Here is a 12,659-nt window from a genome sequence, read left to right as displayed (position 1 = left end):
ATTATTATTCAACTAGTTAATGCGAAAATGAAAAAGATTTTATTGGTCTTCGGAACTCGTCCTGAAGCTATAAAGATGGCTCCGTTGGTCAAAGCTTTGCAGAAGGATTCGGAGCACTTTGAGACAAAAGTTTGTGTGACTGCCCAACATCGCCAGATGTTGGATCAGGTGTTGGAGGTATTTGGCATTGTTCCGGATTATGATTTAAATATAATGGCACCTGACCAGGATTTATATGATATCACTTCAAAGGTATTACTTGGATTGCGGGATGTGCTGAAAGAATTTCATCCCGACACTGTGCTGGTTCATGGCGATACCACTACCTCTATGGCTGCGTCTCTTGCCGCATTCTATCAGCAGATTGCCGTAGGCCATGTGGAAGCGGGGTTGCGTACCTATGACATGCTTTCGCCGTGGCCGGAAGAGATGAACCGGCAAGTGACAGACCGTATTTGTACCTATTATTTTGCTCCGACGGGGAAGTCTGAACAGAATCTGTTGGCAGAAAATATAAACAAGGAAAAGATATATGTAACCGGCAATACGGTTATCGATGCTTTGCTTATGGCTGTAGATATCATTGATAAGAAACCGGGAATGAGAGAAGAGATTCAGCTGGAGCTTCAAAATAAAGGATATGCCATTGGTGAACGGCAGTATATTCTGGTGACCGGGCACAGGCGTGAGAACTTCGGAGAAGGCTTCTTGCATATCTGTAAAGCCATCAAGGAACTGGCAGAGCTGCACCCGGATATGGACTTTGTTTATCCGGTACACTTGAATCCGAATGTGCAGAAACCGGTGTATGAGTTGCTTTCCGGCGTGGAGAACGTTTATTTGATTTCTCCATTAGATTATTTGCCGTTTATCTATGCCATGCAACATTCTTTTTTAGTGCTTACGGATAGTGGGGGGGTGCAAGAAGAGGCGCCATCATTGGGAAAGCCCGTATTAGTGATGCGTAATACCACTGAACGTCCCGAAGCGGTAGAGGCCGGTACTGTGAGACTGGTGGGAACGGATGCTGCTGCTATTGTAGGCAATGTAACAGAACTGCTTCGTGATAAAGAACTCTATAAGCAAATGTCTGAGACGCATAATCCGTATGGCGACGGACATGCTTGCGAGCGGATTGTAAAAGCTTTGATATGATTGGCCGGTGTGTGCTATAATAGAAGCTCCATCAGTTTGAAATATTATCTGCACTGATGGAGCTTTTATTTTAGATTGGCGGATTGGATTTATTGTGCCATAAAGTCTTGAAAAGCTTTCAGATAGCGTTCGCTTACGGTATTGAGATTGATTTTTTCTTGTATCACTCGTTCCGATTCTTTTCCCATCTGCTTGCATAGTTCGGGCGAAGAAAACAGTTGGTTGATTTTTTCTGCCAGACTGTTTACATCACCATCCTTAAAGAAGAAACCATTTTCTCCTTCAGTCACCAAATCGCGTTCTGTGCTGTCGCACACCGAGCAGAGTATCGGCATTCCATAAGTCATGGCATCGTTTATAGAAAGACCTCCCATGCCGGCTAAGACATAAACAGTCGATTCATTCATGTAGGCGCCTAAGGTTTTAGGGTCGTACACGGCACCGATAAAGCGGATAGAGTCGTTTAGCTTGAGAAGGGCCGACTGCTGTTTCAGATTGTCCGACTCAGGGCCGTCACCCACTATAACGAGTTCTGCATCAGGAAAGTCGGGAAGTATTTTGCCGAATGCATTGATGAGTAAGTCCACCCGCTTCCATTTTACCAAACGTCCAATGTGGAGCAGTCTTCTGCTTGAAGGCGGCAATAGAGGAGATGATGTTTGTACGGTTTTCTTTTCTTTCAGCAGAGCTTCCGTGTCGGTGGCATTATAGGTGACATGTATCTGTTCCCTTTTTACCCCGTATGAAGGTAATATATCATAGGCGGCAGTGGAATAGTTTAATGTTCCTGTTGCCTTGGCATAACAATATTTGCGTATTTTGGCTGTTAGCCATTGGCGTAGATAAAACCCTGCGCCGCTGCTAAGTAAACGCATACTTTCGTCAATCATCGGATTCTTCCGGAAATATTCTTTTATCTTGCCGTAAGGAGGCGTTTGAAAGGGAATTTCCCGAATGACGAGCCGGGTGCCACACCTTTTTATGGTTTTTCTTAGTTGTGGTTGGAAGAATACTTGCAGAAAGTATGGCCAGCCCATCACAAGAATATCCGGTTTCTCTTCCCGGATGATTTCAGGTAGTGAAGGATAGCCACTTTTACCGTAGAACATTTTTTTCTCAGGCGCAGTGAGGTGTTTGTACATCCCTCCCTCCACCATTTTAACTCCTTTCCCGATAGTGGCATTTCCTTTTTGTGGGGTGACCACTACAATTTCAACACCTTTTTCGCATAGCTTGTTGAGCATAGAGCTGAGATAATGCGGTATGCCGCCAAATGTGAATAGTACTTTCATAGATGTATCCTATATATTTTTTTGTAATGACCTTTTAAACCTCTTTTTTAGTGCAGAGGGTATTAGCTTTCCTATTTTTTGTTTTGCGCTTAATGAGAATTTCCGCTCAATGGGTTGTGTAAGCAATAGATAACTTCTATATAGATAGTTCTGAAGCGTTGCATCTTTAGGACGATAGTTGGCAAAACATGTTTTTCTTATATATCTCCACCATAGCTTTCTTTGGGGATGGGTAGAGAGGATGGACCAAGGTTTTACCGGGCCGATATAATGAACGATAACCGGAGATTTCTTTGCTTCTTTTATTTCCTCTTTACTCCATATTTTTGCAGCAATATCTTTTTCCAGAAGATAATTCATATTGTATTTAGGAGGAATATATAGAGTCTTTTTTTGACTTATATAATTAAGAAAGTCCTGATCGGGTGCTCCTATCAGTTTGTAGTTTTTTTGTACAAACTCATTCATTAGAGTGACTAAATCTATTTCTCTTAAAGCCTTTAGGTTTAATAATAGAATGCCGGCATTATAGTATGCATGAGTCTTTTCTATCCCCATAGATACTTGATAATTTATATTGTAAGCACTTGCAGAGTCTTTGGCTGCCGCTATATAATAGTTGGAAATGTCTAGATTGAATAATGATGATAAATTGTCATTGACAATGATATCACCGTCTAAATATAATATTTTATCTAGTTCGGGTAATAACTCAGGCAGGCAAAGCCTGAGTAGAGTAGCTTTTCCGTGTCTTGTTTCAGGAAAACCCTCAATTTGTTCCTGTCTAATTTGGAGTCCGTTAAAAGTTCCTTTTCGTTGTCGGGTGAAGTTTGCCAAAAACTCTAAATCGGCTTCTTTCAGTGTGTTTTCCAGATAAAGCAGATAAATAGATATGTTTTCCCCTTCGTTATTGTCGAAAAGAGATTGTAAAACAACTGTGACAGGTATTATATAATTTGAATCAGCAGCTAAAGCGATATGAATTTTTTTGTTTTCCATAAAATCTTCTTATTTACGTGAGTCAAATAGATGATTGTTATAAAAGGCAAAGCATGGATAAAAGAAAGAACGGAATAGATTGATTGACAATCTTGGCATCAATAGATGCTTGTACTTTAAAGAAAGCCAACACAAAGATATGAATGAAGGTATTCCTCGTTTCAGCATCAAGCCTGCTACACGATGGGCAACTTCTAAACCTTTTTTATTTTGAGCCGTATTATATATATATTGGTAGAACCATTGCCAGTTCTCTCCTTTTTGAAGTTTTTGGAAATTAGTATACCCCTTTAAATAGGGGAGATATTTTTTATTGGCTTTATTCTTATAGCCTGCCATCACTGACTCTTGATGGAGGCGGTGATAAGTGAGTATTTGTTCACATTGAACGGCTCCATTAAACAGATAAGCATTTACGGCCAACCACCAATCGTAGAAAATATGGTCATTCCAACACGGAATCTGTTCTATGAATTCTCTTTGCAGTAACATGGCGTGTCCGGGAATAACATTCGTAAATAATAGACGTTCCAGCGTATTGTTGTAGTTGATGGCCTGCTTTATGTTGCTTACTGTATTTTGTACAGAGGTTGTGGAATACGCGTATGACATTGAATGTCTGCCGATGCACTTTACCAGTTCTTCTAATTTATTGGGATACCAGATATCATCCTGATCGGCAATGGCGATTAAATCTCCTTTGGCATCCTGAATGGCTGTGCGGAAATTCGTATTATATCCTAAATTCTTTTCATTAATTTTCCATCGGATATAAGAATAATGAGCTGCATATTCTTTGATTATAGTAATAGTGCCGTCCGTGCTTTGGTCATCTTGAATTATCAATTCATAGATGGGATAAGTTTGTGCGACAATGGAATCCAACTGCTCACGAAGATATTTTTCTCCATTATATGTACACATTGCAATAGATACTTTTTGTATCTTTTCATTATATGTTGCCATCTTGTCTTTTTCTTAAGATAAAATTAATACATTCTCTGAAAATAACTGATTTCATTTTCCATAATACCAGCCCATATCCTCCTGCTACTATTATGATTTTGGCTATAAAGTTTAAATAGATATTCGTAATGGGCAAAGTTATGTAATAGGCTAATATTATTAATGCCACTGATAAAAGGAGATAAGGGGAAATATCTTTTATCATATCTTTGAGCGTTAAAGATATTTCACGACGTGCAAAGAAGAACCATACAAAGAGCCATAATATATTGATTGATACAAATATGCGTAACATCCAGTTTATGCCGTAAGGATAGATTATACATGCAGTAATTAGTTGTAGGATGCTTAGTGTTATGGTGTTAATCATATAAATAGAAGAGCGGCCACGGCTGATTATTAAATTGGAGAAGAGAGAGCAAATAGGAATAAATGCTCCCCAAATGCAAAGTAATTGAAGGATATTGGCGCTTGCCAACCATTTGTCTGTAATGGTAATGAGAATAAACTCTTTGGAAACAAAGCTTAATCCTAACATGGCCGGGAAAGAAACAAAAGCCGTAAAACGGAGCAGTTTACGGAAAACCGCCAGCTGGCGTGTTGCATCATCCGAGATTCCTGTTAAAACAGGCTGTGCGATTGAGTTTATCATTCCTGTAACAGTGGTATGCCCCATTCCGTTCCACTTATTGGCTTGAGTGTAGTTTCCGACTTCATTTTCATTATAAAATTTTCCTAATAGTACAGAGAAAAGATTATTGTTGATAATATTGAATATGTTGGTAATCAATAGTTTATTGCTGAAACCGAACATTTCTTTTATAGGCGTAAAATCAAAGTCCAATGTCGGTTTCCATTTGGCAAAATAGAAATTGAGTATAGTGATGATAGTAACATATACCAAAGACTGTGTTGCAATTCCCCAATATGCAAATCCGTTAAGGGCCATTATGATACTTATGAGTCCGGAGATTATTAGAGCAGTAAGGTAAATAATGGCATTCTCTTTGGTTTTTAAATGTTTGAAAAGTAGGGCGCGTGGTGCAATGCTGAGGCTGGCAATAATAAAGCCTAAGAAAGAGTAACGTGCCAGCGGGGTGAGTTCGGGGATATTGTAGAAGTCGGCAATATATGGAGCACTTAGAAAAAGTATAATGTAAAGAGTGATGCTGCATAAAGTGCTAAACCAGAATACAGCATTGTAATCTTTGTGGGTGGTATCTTTCCGATTGGTTAGTGCGGAGATAAAACCGCCTTCTTGTAAAACTGCTGCTATAGCAGAAAATATGGTAAGCATCCCCACCATACCATAGTCCTCGGCGTTAAGGATTCGTGCAAGGAATATCCCGAAAAAAAGATTCAGCAACTGCTGTATGCCGTTGCTCAGTCCGCCCCAGAAGAGGCCCTTTGCTGTCTTTTCTTTTAAGGATTGTTCTGCCATCTTATAAATGGATTATAAAAACAGTCAGGCTGAAAGCGGACGTTTCGGTTGCTTTCAGCCTTTTCTGTATTTCGGTGGGTATTATTTTACTTCACTTCCGGGTTTTACCTCTTTCAACAGAGAGGTGACAGCCAGTGAACCATCAAAGTTTTCGGCGCTTAGAATCATGCCTTCGCTTACCAGGCCATTCTTGAACTGGCGTGGAGCCAGGTTTGCAATGAACAACACTTGTTTTCCTACCAGTTCTTCCGGGGCGTAGTGCTGGGCGATACCGCTGACAATGGTACGGTTCTCCAGCCCGTCGGCAATCTTGAACTTCAGCAGTTTCTTCATCTTGGGAACTGCTTCACATTCCAGTACGGTTCCTACACGGATATCCAACTTCTCGAACTCTTCAAAAGAGATAGTCGGTTTGATAGGATTAGCTTTGTAGCTTGCAGCCTCATTCTCTTTTTTAGTAGCCAGCAATTTGTCTACCTGTGCCTGAATTGTTTCGTCTTCTATCTTCTCGAACAGCAATTCAGCCTTGTTCAATTGATGGCCTTCTGCCAACAGGTCGGTACGTCCCAACTGCTCCCATTCAAAGGTATCCATATTCAACATCTTACGAAGTTTTTCGCTGCTGAACGGCAGGAACGGTTCGAATGCAATAGCCAGATTAGCTACCAGTTGCAATGCTATATTCAGGATAGTGGCTACACGCGGCATATCAGTTTTGGCAAGTTTCCACGGTTCGGTGTCTGCCAGATATTTGTTACCGATGCGTGCCAGATTCATTGCTTCTTTCTGAGCATCGCGGAACTTGAAGACATTCAGCAGTTTTTCTACTTCCGCTTTTACATCTGCAAATTCCTTCAGTGTATCCTTGTCATATTCTGTCAACTCTCCGCAGGCGGGAACGCATCCGTTAAAGTATTTCTGAGTCAGTACTAAAGCACGGTTCACAAAGTTTCCGTACACGGCTACCAATTCATTGTTGTTGCGTGCCTGAAAGTCTTTCCATGTGAAGTCATTGTCCTTCGTTTCGGGAGCATTGGCAGTCAGCACATAGCGAAGCACATCCTGCTTTCCGGGGAAGTCCTGCAAATATTCGTGCAGCCATACAGCCCAATTGCGGGAAGTGGAAATCTTATCTCCTTCCAAGTTCAGGAATTCGTTGCTTGGCACATTATCAGGCAAAATATAACTGCCTTCCGCTTTCAACATAGCCGGGAATACGATGCAATGGAACACGATATTGTCTTTTCCGATGAAATGAACCAGACGGGTTTCGGGGTCTTTCCACCATGTTTCCCAACTGTCGGGCAGTAATTCCTTTGTATTTGAAATATATCCGATAGGAGCGTCAAACCATACATAAAGCACTTTTCCTTCCGCTCCTTCTACGGGAACGGGGATACCCCAATCCAGGTCACGGCTTACGGCGCGTGGCTGCAAGCCCATGTCCAGCCAGCTCTTGCACTGTCCGTACACGTTGGGACGCCATTCTTTGTGGTCTTCCAGAATCCATTTGCGCAACCAGCCTTCGTGCTTGTCCAACGGCAAATACCAGTGTTTGGTTTCACGCATCACAGGCTTACTGCCGCTGATGGCACTTTTCGGATTAATCAAATCGGTGGGTGACAATGAAGTACCACACTTTTCGCATTGGTCGCCGTATGCACCTTCTGCGTGACAATGGGGACATTCACCTGTGATGTATCGGTCGGCCAAAAACTGGTGAGCCTCTTCATCGTAATATTGTTCAGATGTCTTTTCGATGAATTCCCCTTTGTCATACAGTGTTTTGAAGAACTCGGAAGCCAGTTCGTGATGTGTCTTTGATGAAGTGCGGGAGTAAACATCGAAAGAAATTCCGAATTCTTTAAAAGAGTCTTTAATCAGTGTATGATAGCGGTCGACCACATCCTGAGGGGTAATTCCTTCTTTTTTGGCACGGATGGTGATGGGCACCCCATGTTCATCTGAACCTCCGATGAACAGTACGTCTTCTTTTTTCAGGCGAAGATAGCGTACATAGATATCTGCAGGAACATATACACCTGCCAAATGGCCAATGTGCACCGGACCGTTGGCATAAGGCAGTGCCGAGGTGACGGTGGTTCTTTTGAATTTCTTTTCCATATTATGTATGTGCTTTTTGTTATTTCTGATAGTAAGGTGCAAAGGTAATGATTTTTAGTGAAGTAAATGGAATATGAGGCTATTTCTTTCTGTATTTTTGGTTGGGATGTCTGGGGCTTTCGGGATATAGTCTTTCTATTAGATTATTGCTAATCATATCTTTTAGTATATGATTTTGCAGATATTTGCTGTTTTTATTGACTCTTTGAGCTAATTCTTCCAATGAAGTATAGTCTTTGCAGTTATTGCAAATCAAATTATATAGTTCGTCTTGACTTAATCTTTGTTTGGTACTATTACTTGCAACATTACTTGCAACATTACTTGCAACATTACTTATGTTTGAAGCATATATATGGCAGTCACACCAAGCTAATATTCGAACCGGCTACAATGTCTTATCATACAATGAGTGAATCCACAAAATACAACTGTATTTTTTCGCTCTACAAGTGGAAATCTGTTTTTCCTTTTCTCCTTTCATTAGTGGTTGAAACGCCCTGCTGATGGGGGCTCCGGTAGTGAATGGACATCTCGTCACCACCCTTTCAGCCTCCTTTCATTCGTAAAATTACTTCCGGCGATACAATTGCTGAAGGCAGGTTGTGAAGGGACTTGAAGAGTACAGCTGAAACGAGGATGAGGGGATGTCCTGTCATTTTTAATAGATTGATTATCTGAATGTTTTGGTTAAAATGTAAGGATGAAAGGGGAACGTACGCATCGGGCTACACATACGGTGGCATAAGCCTACACGTATATACGCATCGGGCTACACGTACGTACGCATCGGGCTACACGTACGTACGCCTTTCCACGAAATATAGCGGTTGACGAAATTTCGTTAGCGGTAAAAAAGATCAAGATGTTCTTAAAAAAGTTCGTTATCTTTTTGAGAAAGCTCTTGCTCTTTTTAGAAGATGTCCTCGTCTTTTTGGGAAGGTGTGTCTGGGGCATTAGAACATAAACCGGTCAAAAGTGACGAAGAACTTAAAATGTATTCTCCAACGCATTTTTCAGTTCAGTACTATGGCTGGGACGTGGTAAATCAGCATGTAAAATTTCTCCTTCCGGCGAGAGAAGAAAATAACGTGGAATTTCCATGGGGCTGTCGGCAAACACAAGCTTTTTGATATTCTTCTGCAATTCGGCAGAAGCCATTAGATGATAACCACTTAACTTATAGTTGTCAATGCATCCTTTCCACGCATTTTCTTGTTTGGGAGAATCAATGGAGATGTATACTTGCTCCATGTTTTTGTACTCTTTGAGCATGTTGTGTAAGTCTTTCGTAAAATTGAATTCCCCGCGACAGGGCATACACCAGCTCGCCCATAAATCGACAAACAGGTATTTGCCTTTTAGCTCGGGTATCTCTTTTAATTGCGTAAGTGTATCAATCTTGTTCTGAATAAATATTTTGTTATAGCCGGTGTTGGTAGTCTCTTCCTTGTCTTTCATTAACTTATTTAGCAGTTTGGTATGTTCATACTGAGGATGTTTTTCGTTTAAGTAATCTTTTACTTTATAGATGTCCATTTCTCCGGTATTGAATACGACCTGACAGATAGCTGCGCTCCCCAGCAGGTAAGGTTGCAGACTTTCGGGGGCACAAAAATCATCGATGTATGGGCCGAAAATTGCTTTGTCATGCGTCTCCATTTTCCTTTTGTCGCCATGATAGCGAATATATGTGTGTATGTAAGGGCTGGCTAAAGAGAATTTGATTAGTTCGAGATTGATTGCTGCCGTTTTGTTGAATATGCTGTCGATATGGTATCTTATGGCAATACTGTCCTTTTGTTCCACCGGTTTATATTTTTCGTTCTTCAATAGGACATTTAATATATTTATGATATCCATATTCAGGGTTAATGTAAATTCCTTTTTTATCGTATTGATATAATTGGCGCTTGTTTTTGTAGCCAAAGCAATACTGTCCAGACTCTTGATGTGTGGCTCAATGAGGGTATTGTTGATTTCCGCAATAACAGATTCCAATGTCTTTTCTTGACTTATATATTTCCGGAACTTTCTATTTATCGGCAGGGTATATTTTTCAAGCAGTGGGATGCCGGAGAAATTATTATGTATATATTGGAGTCCGGCCTGATTCGTCCCTCCAAACGTTATTTGCGAAGTATTATCTATATGGATGCTTAGCGAATCATTTGGAAACAGGAGGGGATTACTTCTTCCTCCCAATGCGAAGTTGCAACGGATAAAAGCAAAGGAATCAATATGCGACACTTTATAGTCGGTTGTTGTTCCTTTATGCAGGAATATCGTGGTCGTAGGTATCCGGTGGTTGGGCATTCCGTCAATGGGCTCGTAGATGGTGACAGAGTTGTCTATGTCTGTGGTAAATGTGATGGTTGCATGTTGGGCATGCAAGTTTGTGAATAGTGACATACACAAAGCGAGGAGAGAGAAAAGTTTAAGCTTCATAATAATTGTGTTTATTGTTTGCTTGCCGACAATATCTTTATTACACGTACTGTAAATCTTCTATGCCGTACACTTGAGGCATCTCCTTTCCATTGACAGTGATAAAAGGCGTGTGTTCCAAGTGAATCTGTTGGCAATAAGCTTGTTGTGCTTCCAACATCTGTTCGGCCTGTTTTATAGGTTTGCAGGATGCTATAAACTTACTGTTTTGCTTTTCAAACCATTCATCCAGTAGATGCATGGCCTTCTGGAATCCGTGTTCAAGATAGCAGGTTATGATTGCCAGTGCGATGTCTTTGCCTACGGTATCTTGCGGAGCAATTGAGAAAAGAATCCTTATGGATGCATTTTCCAGTTTCATCCATTCTTGATGCTCGTTTGCACAATGCTTGCAATGTGGGTTTATAATAATTTGTACGAGCTTGCCGTCTTGCGCTTCTCTTTGAATTGTTATGTCCTTCTCTGCGTTGGGAACTGCATGCCCCATTTGCAGCAGTGTGTTGAAAAGGGTAGGATATGACAGCAAAAGTACTCTTTTGTCTTTCAATTTTGCCACTTCCCGCACCGAGTCCAGCAGTTCTTTCAGCGCATACCATGCGGTGCAGCAAAGTGTGCCTATCAATATAAAAGCAAGGATGGCTGATATGTTTAAATGCCAGGCAGCTATATCAGTGGAGAATAGGACAAGAGCCTGTAACCATATTATGATATCGATGGAGAGGCAGAACATACACAGTTTGCGAGCTATTATCACCTGATAACCGACGGACCACAAGGTGAATGCAATGGAAATGCAGGTGGCCCAAGTCCAGATGCTGTAATAGAGGGGGATATGGAATGCCGTAGAAAGGAATAATGTAGAGTAATATAATAAGGCCATTTCTCCCAATGTGATGATTCCATTGATGCTGGCGGCTTTGGAGTGCAATATCTCGTTACAGTCCACGACATTGCCTATTTTGCAGAAACGCTGCAAGAAATCTTTGTTGTAGGATTCTTTATAAATGATAAGGATGGACACGGCAAGCCCTATCCATGTCAGTGTGTTGAAAAGTAGGTCTCCTGTTTGTCGGGGGCTGGTCAGCAGATAGATAGTGCCTGCTAATCCGATGGTCAACAGGTATTTATATTTCTTCGCAAGATACAATATTTGTTTTAATTGATAATATGGTTCATGATAAGATGCCTGCGTTTCGCCTACTATCAGGACGACTCCTTTCCATGCAGCGATGAACTGCTTTGTCGGAAGGTTTTCTTCTTTCCCCTTGTCGGAAAGTAAGATTGTTTTTTCTTCTTGTATGCTTTTTACAAGGCAATATTTTCCGTTGTGCATCAATGCAAGGAAAGGTGCTTCTATTTTGCTTAAATAAGTGACCGGCAGTTGATATACTTCGTGTGTAATATGAAGGCTGTCAAGTGCATCACTTATCCCCCTAATGGAGCATCCCATTGGGGCGTCAAGCAGTTCCCTGATGCGTCCATAGCTTACTTTTATCGACAATTCCTTCAAATACCGATTCAGTATGTTCATTGTGTAGTCTATATTGGTCATGCTATTTCTGGCTTATCAGTTGTTCCAAAGCATTCAGCAGTTCCTCTCCCCTTAAATCTTTTGCAATGATGCGTCTCTCTTTGTCCAACAAGAAATTCCTTGGGATGGATTTAATCTTTAAAGCCCTGACCTGCTTGTCGGGTACATTCCTGTCATTCACCCCTCTCACATGGATGAAGTGTCGGGTGCTGTCCTCCTCTATGGCTTTTTCCCATTTGAGCGTATCGGCATCTATTGTCACTGCATATACAGCCAGTTTGTCCTTATATCTTTCTTTTGCCATTTTCAGGAAAGGTGTTTCCTTGCGGCACGGTACACACCAGCTTGCCCAAAAGTCTACCAGCACATATTCTTCTGCAATGGAGTCGGTGTTTATTTTCTTTTTTGAGATATGCGGGAATGCTAGTTGCAGCTTTGCTCCCATGGTTGTGTCTTTAGGCTCTACATATAGTCTTTGTTTCAAAAGTGTGTAATAATGGTTTTGCCCTATCTTGTAATGCTGATTGCTAGAACTTGAGTCGGTACGACATAATCTTTTGATGCAGTATGCATCGGGAAATTTATTTTTTAAGTAATGCAGTATAGTTCGGAAAGGTTCCTTGTCCTCGTTCTCTCTACTATATTCCGGTAGCCATACGGTGTATAGTTCAGCCAATCGTGGATACTTTGTTTTATATATTTC

10 protein-coding genes are annotated in these 12,659 nt (G+C 41.0%); 1 reads left to right on the top strand and 9 read right to left on the bottom strand.

From position 1 onward, the window contains the following. Nucleotides 1–27: 27 nt before the first annotated feature. On the top strand, nt 28–1,155 hold the full coding sequence (wecB, locus tag IR173_RS17095) for a non-hydrolyzing UDP-N-acetylglucosamine 2-epimerase (RefSeq protein ID WP_237040724.1): 1,128 nt from the start codon (nt 28–30) through the stop codon (nt 1,153–1,155). A gap of 89 nt (nt 1,156–1,244) precedes the next feature. Here the strand turns inward: wecB and IR173_RS17090 are convergent, their stop codons facing one another. The 9 genes from IR173_RS17090 to IR173_RS17055 form a co-directional block, all read right to left on the bottom strand. Continuing rightward, nucleotides 1,245–2,447: a glycosyltransferase family 4 protein gene (locus tag IR173_RS17090; RefSeq protein ID WP_237040723.1), complete on the bottom strand. Its 1,203-nt coding sequence runs from the start codon at nt 2,445–2,447 to the stop codon at nt 1,245–1,247. A gap of 9 nt (nt 2,448–2,456) precedes the next feature. Then, nucleotides 2,457–3,446, bottom strand: coding sequence for a glycosyltransferase family 8 protein (locus tag IR173_RS17085; RefSeq protein WP_237040722.1), 990 nt, complete (start codon nt 3,444–3,446; stop codon nt 2,457–2,459). 9 nt (nt 3,447–3,455) lie between these two features. Continuing rightward, nucleotides 3,456–4,412, bottom strand: a complete 957-nt coding sequence (locus IR173_RS17080; RefSeq protein ID WP_237040721.1) for a glycosyltransferase — start codon at nt 4,410–4,412, stop codon at nt 3,456–3,458. Next, nucleotides 4,399–5,853, bottom strand: coding sequence for a lipopolysaccharide biosynthesis protein (locus IR173_RS17075; protein WP_237040720.1), 1,455 nt, complete (start codon nt 5,851–5,853; stop codon nt 4,399–4,401). Before IR173_RS17075 ends, IR173_RS17080 begins: the two co-directional genes overlap by 14 nt. 81 nt (nt 5,854–5,934) lie before the next feature. Further along, on the bottom strand, nt 5,935–7,977 hold the full coding sequence (gene metG, locus IR173_RS17070; protein ID WP_237040719.1) for a methionine--tRNA ligase: 2,043 nt from the start codon (nt 7,975–7,977) through the stop codon (nt 5,935–5,937). Nucleotides 7,978–8,056: 79 nt separating this feature from the next. Beyond that, nucleotides 8,057–8,200 (bottom strand): Fic family protein, encoded by a 144-nt coding sequence (locus tag IR173_RS18265; protein ID WP_354003945.1) that lies wholly within the window; start codon nt 8,198–8,200, stop codon nt 8,057–8,059. A 767-nt stretch (nt 8,201–8,967) separates the two neighbouring features. After that, nucleotides 8,968–10,425: a TlpA family protein disulfide reductase gene (locus tag IR173_RS17065; RefSeq protein ID WP_237040718.1), complete on the bottom strand. Its 1,458-nt coding sequence runs from the start codon at nt 10,423–10,425 to the stop codon at nt 8,968–8,970. 40 nt (nt 10,426–10,465) lie between these two features. Then, on the bottom strand, nt 10,466–11,956 hold the full coding sequence (locus tag IR173_RS17060) for a vitamin K epoxide reductase family protein (protein WP_237040717.1): 1,491 nt from the start codon (nt 11,954–11,956) through the stop codon (nt 10,466–10,468). Nucleotides 11,957–11,978: 22 nt separating this feature from the next. Further along, the coding region (locus tag IR173_RS17055) for a TlpA family protein disulfide reductase (RefSeq protein WP_237040716.1) at nt 11,979–12,659 on the bottom strand (681 nt) is incomplete at its 5' end.

The sequence above is a fragment of the Phocaeicola faecalis genome (genome assembly GCF_021730445.1).
Classification (GTDB): Bacteria; Bacteroidota; Bacteroidia; order Bacteroidales; family Bacteroidaceae; genus Phocaeicola; species Phocaeicola faecalis.
The sequence above is the reverse complement of the archived record's forward strand: the minus strand, read 5'-3'. Positions and strand labels throughout refer to the sequence as shown.